Origin of the sequence: Pseudoalteromonas sp. SR43-7, assembly GCF_014163785.1 — a bacterium.
In the GTDB taxonomy this organism is placed as follows: domain Bacteria; phylum Pseudomonadota; class Gammaproteobacteria; order Enterobacterales; family Alteromonadaceae; genus Pseudoalteromonas; species Pseudoalteromonas distincta.
This window is the reverse complement of sequence record NZ_JACJDY010000002.1, coordinates 27,174-41,393: the sequence shown is the minus strand read 5'-3', so window position 1 is coordinate 41,393 and position 14,220 is coordinate 27,174. Positions and strand designations below refer to the sequence as shown.

The 14,220-nt window shown below is 39.1% G+C and carries 16 protein-coding genes; 7 read left to right on the top strand and 9 right to left on the bottom strand.

What is annotated here, in order from left to right:
• The 4 genes from H5087_RS01480 to lpxC all read left to right on the top strand — a co-directional run bounded on the left by H5087_RS01480 (nt 1) and on the right by lpxC (nt 4,299).
• Nucleotides 1–786 carry a cell division protein FtsQ/DivIB gene (locus H5087_RS01480; protein WP_182670928.1) on the top strand — a complete coding sequence of 262 codons (786 nt, stop codon included), beginning with the start codon at nt 1–3 and terminating at the stop codon, nt 784–786.
• Nucleotides 783–2,015: a cell division protein FtsA gene (gene ftsA / locus H5087_RS01475; RefSeq protein WP_007582937.1), complete on the top strand. Its 1,233-nt coding sequence runs from the start codon at nt 783–785 to the stop codon at nt 2,013–2,015. Before H5087_RS01480 ends, ftsA begins: the two co-directional genes overlap by 4 nt.
• 21 nt (nt 2,016–2,036) lie before the next feature.
• Nucleotides 2,037–3,281, top strand: coding sequence for a cell division protein FtsZ (gene ftsZ, locus H5087_RS01470; RefSeq protein WP_058154155.1), 1,245 nt, complete (start codon nt 2,037–2,039; stop codon nt 3,279–3,281).
• A gap of 106 nt (nt 3,282–3,387) precedes the next feature.
• Nucleotides 3,388–4,299 (top strand): UDP-3-O-acyl-N-acetylglucosamine deacetylase, encoded by a 912-nt coding sequence (gene lpxC / locus H5087_RS01465; RefSeq protein WP_002957999.1) that lies wholly within the window; start codon nt 3,388–3,390, stop codon nt 4,297–4,299.
• Nucleotides 4,300–4,380: 81 nt separating this feature from the next.
• On the opposite strand, the gene yjjG is transcribed toward lpxC, so the two are convergent.
• From yjjG to H5087_RS01450, 3 genes are all read right to left on the bottom strand, one after another.
• A complete protein-coding gene (gene yjjG / locus H5087_RS01460; RefSeq protein ID WP_182670927.1) occupies nt 4,381–5,055 on the bottom strand; it encodes a pyrimidine 5'-nucleotidase in 675 nt (224 codons plus the stop codon).
• A gap of 13 nt (nt 5,056–5,068) precedes the next feature.
• Nucleotides 5,069–5,614 (bottom strand): inosine/xanthosine triphosphatase, encoded by a 546-nt coding sequence (yjjX, locus tag H5087_RS01455; protein WP_182670926.1) that lies wholly within the window; start codon nt 5,612–5,614, stop codon nt 5,069–5,071.
• Between the two features lie 63 nt (nt 5,615–5,677).
• Complete coding sequence (locus H5087_RS01450) at nt 5,678–6,577, bottom strand: phosphoribulokinase (protein WP_002958002.1); 900 nt, start codon at nt 6,575–6,577, stop codon at nt 5,678–5,680.
• Nucleotides 6,578–6,734: 157 nt separating this feature from the next.
• Here H5087_RS01450 and H5087_RS01445 point away from each other — a divergent pair, with 157 nt between their 5' ends.
• Nucleotides 6,735–7,610 (top strand): hypothetical protein, encoded by an 876-nt coding sequence (locus tag H5087_RS01445; protein WP_182670925.1) that lies wholly within the window; start codon nt 6,735–6,737, stop codon nt 7,608–7,610.
• Nucleotides 7,611–7,685: 75 nt separating this feature from the next.
• Nucleotides 7,686–8,051, top strand: a complete 366-nt coding sequence (locus H5087_RS01440) for a hypothetical protein (protein ID WP_007376965.1) — start codon at nt 7,686–7,688, stop codon at nt 8,049–8,051.
• A gap of 77 nt (nt 8,052–8,128) precedes the next feature.
• On the opposite strand, the gene H5087_RS01435 is transcribed toward H5087_RS01440, so the two are convergent.
• The 6 genes from H5087_RS01435 to H5087_RS01410 form a co-directional block, all read right to left on the bottom strand.
• Entirely contained in the window at nt 8,129–10,702 is a 2,574-nt protein-coding gene (locus tag H5087_RS01435; RefSeq protein ID WP_182670924.1) for a M1 family metallopeptidase, read from the bottom strand.
• 148 nt (nt 10,703–10,850) lie between these two features.
• Entirely contained in the window at nt 10,851–11,531 is a 681-nt protein-coding gene (locus H5087_RS01430) for a hypothetical protein (protein WP_182670923.1), read from the bottom strand.
• Nucleotides 11,532–11,630: 99 nt separating this feature from the next.
• Nucleotides 11,631–11,981, bottom strand: a complete 351-nt coding sequence (locus tag H5087_RS01425; RefSeq protein WP_002958007.1) for a DUF2750 domain-containing protein — start codon at nt 11,979–11,981, stop codon at nt 11,631–11,633.
• 17 nt (nt 11,982–11,998) lie between these two features.
• The gene (locus H5087_RS01420) at nt 11,999–12,577 is read right to left on the bottom strand and encodes a glutathione S-transferase family protein (RefSeq protein WP_024605976.1); all 579 of its coding nucleotides are present in this window, start codon (nt 12,575–12,577) and stop codon (nt 11,999–12,001) included.
• A gap of 64 nt (nt 12,578–12,641) precedes the next feature.
• Entirely contained in the window at nt 12,642–12,923 is a 282-nt protein-coding gene (locus H5087_RS01415; RefSeq protein ID WP_002958009.1) for a peptidylprolyl isomerase, read from the bottom strand.
• A gap of 86 nt (nt 12,924–13,009) precedes the next feature.
• On the bottom strand, nt 13,010–13,585 hold the full coding sequence (locus tag H5087_RS01410; protein WP_002958010.1) for a glutathione peroxidase: 576 nt from the start codon (nt 13,583–13,585) through the stop codon (nt 13,010–13,012).
• 81 nt (nt 13,586–13,666) lie between these two features.
• On the opposite strand from H5087_RS01410, the gene H5087_RS01405 reads away from it, so the two are divergent.
• A complete protein-coding gene (locus H5087_RS01405) occupies nt 13,667–14,155 on the top strand; it encodes a GNAT family N-acetyltransferase (protein ID WP_182670922.1) in 489 nt (162 codons plus the stop codon).
• Nucleotides 14,156–14,220: the final 65 nt, after the last annotated feature.

Here is a 14,220-nt window from a genome sequence, read left to right as displayed (position 1 = left end):
ATGCATCCCCTTTTAGAAAAAGCTCAACAACTAAAACAGCAACTTAACTTAAATTGGTCGCTGATTTTTGGAGTGAGTTTTTTTCTGGTTGTGGTTATAGGCTTAGTACAAATAACCACCGGTGTATCTGATTGGTTAGTTGAAAATAAAGATGCTCAAATTAAGCACCTTACAGTGCAAGGGCATCCCAAATACACAGATGAAACGGCAATTATAAAAGCAATTAAAAAAGCCGATTTAAGTAGTTTTTTTGAACTTAATGTTAAGCACGTGCAGCAGCTAGTTCAAGACTTGCCTTGGGTTGCTACCGCTTCGGTACGTAAACAATGGCCTGATACTATACAGGTGTATGTAGTTGAACATGAAGTAGTTGCTCACTGGAATAGCGACTTGTTGCTCAACCAAAGTGGCCAAGCATTTCAAGCCAGCAGCGATAAGTTAGATGATAACTTACCACAGTTATATGGCCCAGAAGGTAGCGAAGAAGAGGCGTGGGTTGCTTTTAAGCAATTTGATGAAATGCTCAGAGTTAATGGTTTAACATTAACAAGTTTGGCATTATCGGAACGTTTTTCGTGGCAACTTTGGCTAGATAACGGGATTCGCTTAAATTTAGGGCGTAAAGATAAAGCCAAGCGTGTACAACGTTTTATAGACGTTTATCCACGAATGGAACAACGTGCAGATGCACAAGTAGATACAATCGATTTACGGTATGATACCGGCCTTGCAGTAAGCTTTAAGCCAATGCAAGAAGAACAATTACAAAATAAGAGTAAGGCATGACTAAGTCAGCAGAAAGAAACCTAGTAATAGGATTAGACGTTGGCACCTCGAAAGTGGTTGCCACGGTAGGTGAAATCACCGCAGATAACAAGCTCAGCATTGTTGGTGTGGGCAGCCAAGTATCTCATGGTATGGATAAAGGCGGCGTTAACGATTTAAACTTAGTGTCTGAGTCTATTCGACGAGCAATAGACGAGGCCGAGTTAATGGCTGATTGTCGTATAAGCTCTGTGTATTTGGGTATTTCTGGCAAACATATACAGTGTCAAAACGAAAGTGGTGTGGTAGCAATCAATAACACCGAAGTCACTGACGAAGACATTGAAAACGTAATACATATTGCGCGTTCTGTGCCTATTTCAGCAGAGCGTAAAATGCTACATGCATTGCCGCAAGAATACAGCATCGATATGCAAGAGGGCATTAAAAACCCACTAGGCATGAGCGGCGTTCGTATGGAAGCGCGTGCACATATCATTACGTGCTCAAACGATATGGCAAAAAATATCGAAAAATGCGTTGAGCGCTGTGGTCTTGAAGTTGATCAACTTATCTTTACTGCCCTTGCGTCATGTTATTCTGTACTAACAGATGACGAAAAAGAGCTAGGTGTTGCAGTACTTGATATTGGTGGCGGTACTATGGATATCACCATTTATATTAATGGCGCACTTCGTCACTCTGCGGTTATTCCAGTGGCGGGTAACCAAGTTACTGGTGATATTGCAAAAATATTTCGCACACCTATATCACATGCCGAGTCACTCAAAGTACAATACGCATGTGCTAGTAGCCAAATGGCAAGTAGCGAAGACACAATTGAAGTACCAAGTGTAGGCGGACGACCAGCAAGGTTGATGTCGCGCCATACATTATCTGAGGTGGTAGAGCCTCGTTTTAGAGAATTATTTGAGCTTGCGATGGAAGAAATTCGTCGTTCAGGCTTAGAAGACCAAATTGCGGCAGGTCTCGTTATTACAGGCGGAACTGCTAAAATGACTGGCGCGATGGAAGTGGCAGAAGACATCTTCCAAATGCCAGTAAGAATAGGCAAACCAATCGGGATGGTTGGTTTGACAGACTATGTAGATGATCCTTCGTACGCAACCGCTGTTGGTTTGTTACAATACGGGCGTACCATGCAATCGATGAATGCACAAAAGTCGAAAGCAGAGGATAACAATAATTGGTGGAACCGCATTACTAAATGGTTCCAAGGCGAGTTTTAAGACTCAAGTCGGAGAGTAAACATGTTTGATATAATGGAACAACACAGCGAAGAAGCTGTAATAAAAGTAATCGGCGTGGGCGGTGGTGGCGGTAACGCTGTTGAGCACATGGTAAAACAACAAATAGAAGGCGTGCGTTTTATAGCCGCTAATACGGATGCGCAAGCATTACGTAACTCTGCTGCCGATATTACAGTTCAACTAGGCACGCAAATAACCTCTGGGTTGGGTGCGGGCGCAAACCCTGAAGTAGGCCGTAAGTCGGCTGAAGAAGATGCAGATACAATTCGTGCCAGCCTTGAAGGCGCCGATATGGTATTTATTGCAGCCGGTATGGGCGGTGGTACAGGTACTGGTGCAGCACCGGTAGTTGCTAAAATTGCTAAAGAACTCGGTATTTTAACTGTTGCAGTTGTAACACGTCCTTTTGATTTTGAAGGTAAAAAACGTGCAGCAGCCGCTGAACAAGGCATTAATGAATTGTCAGAAATTGTAGATTCACTTATTACAATTCCTAACAATAAATTGCTTAAAGTTTTAGGGAAAGGGACTACACTTCTAGATGCCTTCGCTAAAGCTAATGACGTATTATTTGGTGCGGTACAAGGTATAGCAGAGCTAATTACACGTTCTGGTTTAATTAACGTGGATTTCGCCGATGTTAGAACTGTAATGTCTGCAATGGGTACTGCAATGATGGGAACGGCGTCTGCGTCAGGTCCTGATCGTGCACAAGAAGCCGCAGAAGCCGCTATCTCAAGCCCACTACTAGAAGACGTTGATTTAACAGGTGCTAAAGGTATCTTAGTTAATATTACCGCTGGTATGGACATTGCGATTGAAGAATTTGAAATTGTTGGTAATCACGTTAAAGCACTTGCGTCAGAAAACGCAACGGTTGTTGTTGGTGCGGTAATCGACCCAGAAATGACTGATGAGCTACGTGTAACGGTTGTTGCAACTGGTTTAGGCGGCGATCGTCGTCCACAGTTTGGTATTGTTGATAACGGCTTTAAAAAAGCATCAGGTTCTGATGTTGCAAGCACATCAAACCAAACGAGCAGCATGTACGTACCAAGCTTTGCAAGCCAAGATACAAACGCTGAAGAAAACACGACTAAAGAGCAAGCGCAAAGCAAAGAAAAAGCGCCTTCAACGAGTTCAAGTAGTTCAAGTTCTTCAGCGCAAAATAGTAAAAAAGCAGATAAATCAGAAGGTGGTGATTATTTTGATATTCCCGCTTTTTTACGTAAGCAGGCAGATTAACATTTAATAATACTTTTGTTTGAAATATGTACAAATATTGAAAGGCAAAAGGATTTATGTTAAACTCCGCCGTCTAACTGTAACTGATTTAAAAGTGAGCATACCTATGATTAAACAGCGTACGATTGCACAAGTAGTCAAAGCCATAGGAATTGGACTTCATAAAGGTGAGAAGGTCACAATAACTCTCCGACCTGCGAGCGCAAATACTGGGATTGTATTTCGTCGTGTCGACCTTGATCCGGTTGTTGATTTTGAAACAACACCTGAAGCCGTTGGTGATACGCAGTTGTGTACCTGTTTAATTAACAAAGATGGTGTTCGCTTATCAACTACTGAGCATCTTATTGCAGCTGTTGCTGCAATGGGCATTGATAATCTAATTGTAGAATTGGACAGCTCAGAAGTGCCGATTATGGATGGTAGTGCATTACCATTCATATATCTGTTACAAAAAGGCGGAATTGAAGAACAAAACGTTGCTAAACGCTTTATCCGTATTAAAGAAAAAGTACGCATTGAAGAAGATGGTAAGTGGGCTGAAGTTGAACCATATGATGGTTTTCATATCGACTTTGAGATTGCATTTAACCACCCAGCTATCAATGAAAGTCGCCAACGTATTGGGTTGGATATAACAACGCAAAGCTTTATTGAAGAAATTAGCCGTGCGCGTACTTTTGGATTTATGAAAGATATTGAATACATGCATGCAAACAACCTAGCGCTAGGTGGTAGCATGGATAGTGCTGTGGTACTTGATGAATTCAAAGTTTTAAATCCTAATGGCTTACGTTATAGCGATGAGTTTGTTAAGCACAAGATATTAGACTGTGTTGGTGACATGTTTATGACAGGTCATAACCTTTTAGGTAAAGTAACAGCATTTAAATCGGGTCATGATTTAAATAATAAATTACTTCGTAAAATTATGGCTACAGAGTCAGCATGGGAGTGGGCAACATTTGAAACGCCTGTGACGATGCCTGCACCCGGTCTTGAGTTAGCTCCAGCCTAAAAGCAGTAAAAGAACAGCTCACAAACAGTTATAAAAAATGACGCTAATTAGCGTCATTTTTTTTGCGTAAAATTTACTCTATTATAACTCTAAAAGATCTTGTAACTGATTTAAATGAGTTACTGTATAGGTTGGTTTTATTCCATCGGCTAATTGTTCACCAGGGTGTTGTAACCAGCAAGTATCAATACCTGCATTGTTGCCGCCAAGTATGTCGCTTGCAGCAGTATCACCCACCATAAGTATCTCGCTTTTATCTGGGTTACCCATTAGCTCAAATGTGTGCTCAAAAATCGCTTTATTTGGTTTTGCTATACCCACAAGTTCAGATATTACTAACCATTCAAACATATCTTTTAAGCCAGTATGCTCAAGGCGTACGGTTTGTAAGCGGGCAAATCCGTTAGTAATAATACCCAATCGAGCATTTGGCTTAAGTTTATTTAAAAGCTCAATAGCACCAGGTAATGGCTCGCAAATTTGCGCCATAGCATCTAAAAAAGCATCGTTTAGCTCTTTTGCGGGCACATTAAGCTTTGAAGCCCACTCATTAAAGCGTGTTACTTGTAAGTAATCTGCGCTAATAGTGCCATTTTGATAATCAACCCACAGCTGCTTATTGGTTTTTTGATAATGAATATAATCGTCTTGGCTAAAATCTACGTTGTAAGCTTTAAACATGCGAGTCATGCCCGCTAAAATATCAAACCTAAATAAGGTTTCGTCTGCATCAAACAATACATAGTTGTATTTCATTAAACTTCCTAAATTAATTTGTTTGGCTGTAGAGATCTACGTGTAGAAAGGGCGCCATAGCTAAAGTGAGTGCTTGTGTATAGGTGCTTTCGCGCGTGGCGTGATTGTTTGTAAGTAACCCAATAGCGCCCCCTTTTTGTTTAACGTTGGTGGTATTAAATGCTTTGTCCATTACATCGCCAAGCTCTTCGCCGTTAAGTAATGCGTTATAAAGCACTTGAGGCAAGGGGAGGCTGCTGCTGCGCCCTACAACCTGATTTAAGGCATTATCAATAACTACGTAAGCAAAGGTTGCTGCACCATAGCTAAATTGCTCTGCACCGCCTTCCATTGCCACGTAGTAGTGAGCTTGGTAATGCTCTTTGCAATAATTAACACGGTTTTGTGCGCCAACACGTGTTTCTTCTTCGCCAATAGGTTGATCTGGCACATTGGATGGAGCATCAACACCTTGGCAATCAATTTCATGTTCAGGGAAATACATTGCAAAAATATGTTTAGCCGCGTTAATTTTGACAGGGTTTTTAGAACCCACAATAATTTTTAATGAGTACAACACAATTTCCCTTATTGCTACTAAAATCAGCAGTGTACGTGAGAGAGCTCAATCTTAGAAGAGGAGTTAAATAGGTATATCCAAAGGTGCTAAGTTTTCCAGTGCACGCTTTTTCAAAATAATATCTTTAATAAGTGGAGTAAGAACCAGCTCCATAGCTAAGCCCATTTTGCCCCCCGGTACTACAAGCGTATTAATACGAGACATAAAACTGCCTTCGATCATCCGTAAATAATAAGGAAAATCAACATCATCAATACCCCTAAAGCGAATAACTACAAAGCTTTCATCAAGAGATGGAATATCTTTGGCGCTAAATGGGTTTGATGTATCAACAGTTGGCACGCGTTGAAAATTAATATGGGTACGAGAAAACTGCGGGGTAATATGATTTATATAGTCATCCATACTGCGCACAATAGAGCCCATAACCGCTTCGCGAGAATGGCCTCGTTCGGATGTATCGCGTATTAATTTTTGAATCCACTCAAGGTTAATAATTGGAACCATGCCTATTAATAAATCGACATGCTTTGCCACGTCTACATCTTGATCAACTACACCACCATGTAATCCTTCATAAAACAAAATGTCAGTATTATGATCAAGATCTTGCCAAGGTGTAAATGTACCAGGTAATTGATTGTACGGAACGGCTTCATCAAAGGTATGTAAGTAGCGGCGTAACTTTCCTTGACCTGTTTCGCTATAGTTTTCGAACAGTGTTTTTAAAGCGCCAAAGTCATTGGCCTCTCGGCCAAAGTAACTAATATGTTTACCTTCTTGTTGTGCTTCTCGAACTTTTTTATCCATTTCGGGGCGAGTGTAACGATGAAAGCTATCTCCTTCGACAAAAGCCGCTTGAATATTAAGGCTACGGAAAATATGTTTAATTGCATTCGTTGTGGTGGTTGTACCCGCACCAGATGAACCCGTAATCGCAATAATAGGATTTTTAGCTGACATGTTAATTCTCTTTTTTAGGACCAGGTTTTATAACCAGACTAAACTTAACATTATTTTAAGTCGTTTGGGTATCTTAAGAGTTGACTGACTTAGCTCAAGTGACGCCATCAGCAAATAACGTTATCATGAGGTGCTTAAAATTAAAACGAGAGAAAGCATGAAACTTATTAAACCATTACTTGGATTATTTTCTGTAGCAGCGCTGAGCCCAATAGTGGTGCAGGCTAGCATGCCAAAAAGCCAAGTATTACTTGCTGATTTAAATACACCTTTCGGGGTACAAGTTAGTATAGTTAGCGATAAAAATAGTTATAACAACCAACCGCACTTAACAAGTACAGGTTTATACTTTACTCATGAAGTAATTAATAAGGGGCAAAGCCAAACTGATATTGCTTATTATGATTTCACTTCAAAAAAAGTTACCAATATAACTAACTCTCCTGTAAGCGAATATTCACCAACGGTTATGCCAAGTGGTGATGCGATATCAGCGATTGTTGTAGAAGCTGACGGTAAGCAAAAATTGTGGCAATACCCACTCAAAAATGAAGATGCGCCAAGTCGTATTTTTGATTGGATTGAACCTGTTGGATACCATGCATGGGGGGGGCAAAATGATTTAGTGATGTTTATTTTAGGAAAGCCTCACACTCTTCAATATACTTCAGTTGCACAAGCGAAGGGGGAAATAGCTGCCAGTAATATTGGCCGAACGCTTATTTATAACAACTCAATGGCTACATTTTTATTTAGTTACACTAAAAACGAGCAACACATTTTAGCGAGTTTTAATCCACAAGATAAACAAGTTGAAGACCTATTAAGGTTACCGGCTCAAGTTCAAGATTTTATTTTAAAAGATAATACGACCATTGCTTATGCTATTAAAAACCGCGTTTATCAGCGTAAACTTGATGGAAGTGATGAAGTATCGCAATGGCTTAATTTAAGCACCTACTGCGAAACAAATATAACAAGAATGAGTTACAACAATGAAAAACTCGCTTTTGTATGTGATATAACAAAGTAAAGCAGACAAATAAATTCAGATTTTATTGTGCGTATGCGTTAATCTAATACGCAAATTAACTAATAGGGATTACACGTGGCTTATAGTGCAGACGAGCTGACAGAACAGCTCATTAAATTACAGTGCAGAAGTAATTTTAAGATTAAAAATATTGCAGAGTACATGTTAGTAAACTCTAAAGAAGCATTTTATACCCACAGCGAAAGCGGCAAGGGTAAAATAGTAATTCGCCCAGCATTTGAGGTGTTTAGCGATGATTTTAATGATATTGATGGCGTAACGCGTGCGCAAGGGTACTTCCATAGCAGTGAGATGACACGCTTTCCTACGCGCATTTTTAAAAGCGCCCAACCTATTCACTATGGTGTTGCGTTTAAAATAAATTCTGAGCAAGCAGCCAAAGATTTTATAGCCAAGCTAACTATGATTATTGGCAACTAATTTTATATAAAAAGTAAAAAGCCGCTGAATTTATATTCAGCGGCATTTGTATTTTTATAGCTCAATAAACCTAATAATTACTTACTTTTTAAAAAGCTATTAACCGATTCAAGTTCACGTGTTTTAAGCGCGATACAATCGTTTGTGCTTTCTTCAAGCTTACTTAATGTGCGCGCGTAACCAGCTACATCAGCTACTTTTTCGTTAAAGAAGGTTTTTGTTGTCGCTAAGCTTTCTGCATCACAGCTTGCAGTTGTAAAGTACGGCAAGTTAGGTATAAAGAACGGCGGTAAGCTTGCTGTTACTTTATCGTAGTTACTGTAAACCCAATCAATAAATAATGCCTGGCGCTCATCTGTGTAACTTTGACCTGACAAAATAGTACGCATGTCAGATGCCGTTACTTCATCCGTTAAGCTATAAGCTAATACCGCTTTTTGTAACTCAGGTTTACCAAAAAAGCCCATAGCTGCAAGCATGTTAGTACGTACTTGTGGATCTTTGGTCGTTTTAAACGTAGTCATGAATTGATCAAGCAGTGCTTTATCGCCATGAAAAGCAGCAAGAGTTAAGTACGTACCTGCTAAGTATGGGTCTACTTTTTGTGGATCATTTAAATAAACTTGCGTTTGTTCTTTGGCTTTATTGATGACGTTTTGATCTTCACCATCAAAACCTAAGCGTGATACAACGGCTGCACGAAGTTGTGCAATAGCACCGTCTTCTCCCGCTTTTGCTTCAAGACCATATTTTTTAGCTGCAGGCGTTACTGCACCGCGAATAAATTCAGGCCATAGGTCTTTATTGCTATCGTCTTTAAAAGTGCGCTGTTGCGATACTAAGTAACCTAGTGCGGTATTTGCTACGCGAGGGTGGCTATCGCTTACGAACACTTCAAGTGTTTGCATTAACTTAGCAGCAGATATAACACCAGCATCAAGTAGCGCATCAGTAGCCGATAGTAACGCTAAGCGCTCACGGTCACTCAGTACGCTTGGCGCCTTTTTAACAAGCGCGCTAAATTGTGCATCATCCATTACCCAGCGGTAGTAGCCTAATGCACCTTGGTCAGGATAAATCCACTCTGGTTCAAAGTCTAAATCTAGTGTTTGGCTTTGTTTATTAAGTAATACGTTTGCTGTTTTTACTTTATCGCCAGCACCATATTTAATTGCAACAGGTACATTCCATAGCTGCTCTGGCGCATCAACGCCTGCGTTTGCAAAGCGGCTTTGTGAAATAGTTACTTTGCTACCTTGTTGAGTTACTTTAACTAGTGGAAAAGAAGATTGCTCAATAAACGATTTTAAAACACTCGCTACGTCTTTATTTGACGCTTTACCAAGTGCTTCCCATAAGTCGGCTGCTTCTGCATTTTTATATGAAAACTCTTTTAAGTAGCTTTGAATACCTTTTTGAAATGCATCTTCGCCAATCCAGTTTTCAACCATAGCAAGTACTGAGCTGCCTTTACTGTAAGCAAGACCTAAACCGTCCATAATGTCGGCTTCGGTTTTAATTGGCTTACGAATAGGCTTGGTGCTTAGGCGTGCATCAAGTGCCATTACGTTGTTTTGTGGCAGGTCTAAGTGCGATTCAAACTCAGGGTTAAGCTGCTTAGTAATTTTTGCAGCCATCCAGCTAGCAAACGCTTCGTTTAACCATAAGTCGTTCCACCATTTCATGGTTACTAAATTACCGTACCATTGGTGAGCAAGTTCATGAGCAATAATTGATACATTACGCTGTTTTTTACTGCGTGTTGCTGCAGCTAAATCAACTAATAAAATATCTTCTCGGTAGGTTACTAAGCCTGAGTTTTCCATTGCGCCAAATGGAAACTCTGGTACCGCTACTGAGTCTAATTTTTTGTAAACGTAAGGAATACCAAAATACGCTTCAAGTGCGCCCAGTACTTTTGGCATGTTTTCTTTTGCGTATTGGGCTAAGTGAATTTTACCTTGAGGGGTAATTACACGACCAGGAATTGGCATGCCTTTAATATCTAACTCTTCAAATGGGCCAACAGCCATCGCGACTAAGTATGAAGGAATTGGCGGCGTTTTATCAAAGTAGTGTGTGGTCATATCGCCATCAACCGTTGCTTTAAGCTCAGGCGTATTTGAATATACTTTTTGTGATGTAGGTGCAGTAATCGTTAACTGAAATGGAATTTTGTAACTTGGCTCATCAAAAACAGGAAATGCACGGCGTGCATCACTCATTTCAAATTGAGTAAATAAATAAGGTGTGCCTTGGTCTAACGTTTTGTATAAACCAACACTTTGACGGTTATATGGCGCTGAAAAATCAACTTTAAGGGTGTATTTACCTGGTTGAATTTGCTCATCACAGCTAAATTTAACTTTACCTGTTTTAAGCATTTCGTTGTTTAAGTCACAATTTTCGTCGCCAAGCAGTTGCGCCATTTTAACAGCGTAAGCTACGCCATTTAATTCAATGTATTTTGTTGGTTTTAGTACTTCTAGGGAAATCTCAGTCATCCCTGTGAATGTATCTTGGCTCGGATCGAGTGTTAACGATACCTGTTGAGAACTTGGTTTTGCGAGTTTTTCAATAACGAATTCGTTAGCGTTTGCAGCACCCATTGCCAAAGCAACGCTCACTGTTAAGAGGCTTTTAAGAAACATAGTGATCCCTAGATTGTTGTTGTTAGAAACTACCCTAAATAGGCTTTTTTATGCTCATATTATTAGGGGGTTAGATATCCTAACAGTTTTTTTTAATAGAGTAATTGATTATAACGGTGACTTTAAGGGGAAATAGTAACAAAGTTTGTCAGTGGCTTTCGCGTGTTATAAAACGCTGCCAATGCAGGTGTGAGTTAATAATACGTATTTTTTGGATCACGTTATCTAATAAAAGCACGTCCTTAAATTCATTATGTGGGTATTCGTTAAATCCCATGAGGTAATTAAAGGCGTCTTTAGAGTTGGCTTGCAGAGCATGTATACGCACTTGTTGCTCAAAGTTAAGACGAAGGCTGCTTATGGCTGTTTTCATACCGAGTTGATCAACGTTTGGTATATCACATTTTTGTAAATAGCCGGCTCGCTCACCTTCACCTGAAAACCAAATACGGACTTTTTCACTGTATCTGCCAGTTTTAGCGGGTAAGTCGAACATTAATCGTTGTTGATTTTGTGATTTTATGAATGCTAAATATTCATTAAACCCGGCATCTATAAGTGCCTGATGCACTGGAACTAAGCGAGGTTTTATCTTACCGTGAGTATGAAAATTAAAACATAAGACATCTTTTTCAAGAGACAGATCATCAAGCGTTAGATAGCCAATTTCATCGCTATATGCACCACTGTAATATGCAATTAGAGGAAGCCAAAAATGCCAGTGTTTTGGTTGCTCACGTGCAACTTTAAAATCACCGTATATATATCCATTATAAAGAGTGTGCAGTTCCATGGCTGAAAAGGGCCGGCGACCAAGATGGGTTTTCAACGTAATACCTTGAAAATAATGATGTGTTTTATTTTATACCCAACTAGCAGTAGATGCTAGTCGGGTTTTATCCGCTCTTAAAATAAAGCGTATAAAGTATTACTCACTTAATGCGCGAGCTAAACCAGTAGGTTCAATCTCTGTACATACTTGGTCATCATTCCAGTTAATGCCAACAAGTGCGTTATCTTCATTTAAATCTTCAACCCATGCATCTAAAAATTCATCAAGATTTATTTCTACAGGGCTGTAGTCTTTCCACTCTTCTTTACATTGCGCTTTAGCTGCTTCTTCACTTTCCCAAAGCAGTAGTACGTCAGTTTCGTCAAATTGGTTAGAATCGCACACTACAAAGCCATTATCTTCTGCACCAAGTGCCCAAATTACTTCGCTAACACGTACTTTTTCTACAAAGTTAACTAGTTGTGATTCAATTTCGATATCGCTCATGTGTTTACCTTTTTAAATTAGTGACGAGGATTAGTATCTATTGCTGCTTGACGCTTGCCATATTGCTTATGAAAAGCAACAAGCTCTGAATACTGACTAAAGTCAGTTAATTCACGAAAGCAAATCCAATCAAGCAGGCAGTATAAACTGATGTTGAGGTATTCACAGCTTTTAAATTCTTCATCGCTTAAATGGGTATTTAAAAAGCTTAATGTTTGTTCAATTCGTTCGTTTTGCAAATTAAAAAAGAGTTTATCGCTTTTGGTGTCAAATCCAGAGCGTTCACATAGCAGCATTTCTACTAGCGAATCGTTACAGGCATTTATAGTCGTAAGTAAGTGCTCTTGCGGCCACGTTAGTTTTGGTTGCCCTGTTTTTTCAAGTAAATAGCGCAATATAGAATTAGAGTCACTAAGTGTTAAGTCGCCATCTACCAGAATGGGAATCTTTCGAGCTGGATTTTTACTGGCCATAGTAGGGCGATCTTGCTCAGAAAATATATCAAGACTCACAAGCTCTAGTTTACAGTTGTTTTGTTGTGCCCAAATTCTAATTCGGCGCACGTAAGGTGAAGGTACAGAACCAATTAATTGCATAATTACTCCATAAAAAAGCCGCATAAGCGGCTTTTATAAAACGTTACTTACGATACAGTTAAATTTATTCTGAACGGCTAGTAACTTCAAGTAAATGATAACCAAATTGAGTTTGCACAGGGCCTTGTACTTGGTTAATTGGAGCTGAAAACACAACTTTATCAAACTCTGGAACCATCATACCAGGACCAAACTCACCAAGAGCACCGCCATCTTGACCTGATGGGCAGTTTGAATGCGCTTTGGCTAATTCAGCAAAGTCTTCGCCTTGCTCAATTTTTGTTTTTAAGTCTAAGCATTGTGCTTCACTGTCTACAAGTATATGTCGTGCGCTTGCTACTGTCATAAAATCTCCCGAGTATAGTGTGGTGTTTTTTTAACCGAGTTAAAATATCATTCTAGTTAGTTTGAACTAATTGTACCAGTATAAACTTATTTATCAGAAAGCACAGTTTCAATTGCAGCAATCATTTGTTCTGAATCAGGTGCTGCTTTGCTGTTAAATCGTAAAACCGTCTCACGATCAGCAGACACTAAATACTTATAAAAGTTCCAATTTGGAGAGCTAGTTTGCTCATTCAAATATTTAAAAATTGGATTCGCTTTACTACCACGCACTTCGCTTGTAGCAAACATAGGGAAGGTTACACCATAATTTACAAAGCATACTTTTGCAGTTTCTTTTTCACTATCCTCTTCTTGAAAAAAATCATCAGAAGGGAACCCTAATACGACTAAACCTTGTTCTTTGTATCGTTGATATAGCGCTTCGAGGCCTTTAAATTGGGGTGTAAAACCACAGTTGCTTGCCGTGTTTACTATTAATAAAGGCTTATTTTTAAATTGGCATAAATTAATAGATTCTTTTGAGCGAAGCTTTCGAATATCGACATTGGTAAAATCTTGACAGTCTTGGGTAGAGGTTTGGTTAATAGTTGATGATGTTTCAGCGTGGAGTGGGGCATTAATAAATAAAGCCATTAATCCTATTATAATTTTTTTTAGCATTACATTACCTAAACTTTTCAATTGTTTGATTGGATAATCATACGCTAATATGAAACAAATTGATCAACCTTTGAATGACCTATGACAACCCGTTTAGCAACTATTGATGATCTTAGTGAAATTGTAGCCATTTATAATGAAACCATTGCAGGGCGAATGGTAACTGCAGATACCGAAGAAGTTACTGTTGACGAAAAGCGTGACTGGTTTAATAGCCATAACGATAAAAGGCCTATTTATGTTTACTGCGAAAATAACCAAGTACTTGCTTGGGTAAGTTATAAGTCGTTTTATGGGCGCCCTGCTTACGATGGCACAGTAGAGATGAGCATTTACATTACCCGTAAAGCACAAGGTAAAGGGCTTGGTAAAAAGCTAATGATATTTGCTCAAACACAAGCTAAGCAATTAAATATTAAAGTATTGCTTGGTTTTATTTTTAGTCATAACTTACCGAGTGTTAAATTGTTTAAGCATTTTGATTTTGAAATATGGGGCGAGTTGCCAAGCGTTGCCATAATGGATGATAAGGCGTATAGCCTTACTATTTTTGGAAAACATCTGGAATAAATTATTTTTCATAATGTTGTAATATTTTTTTACAAAATAAGACGAAGGGTTTATGCCAATTAAAT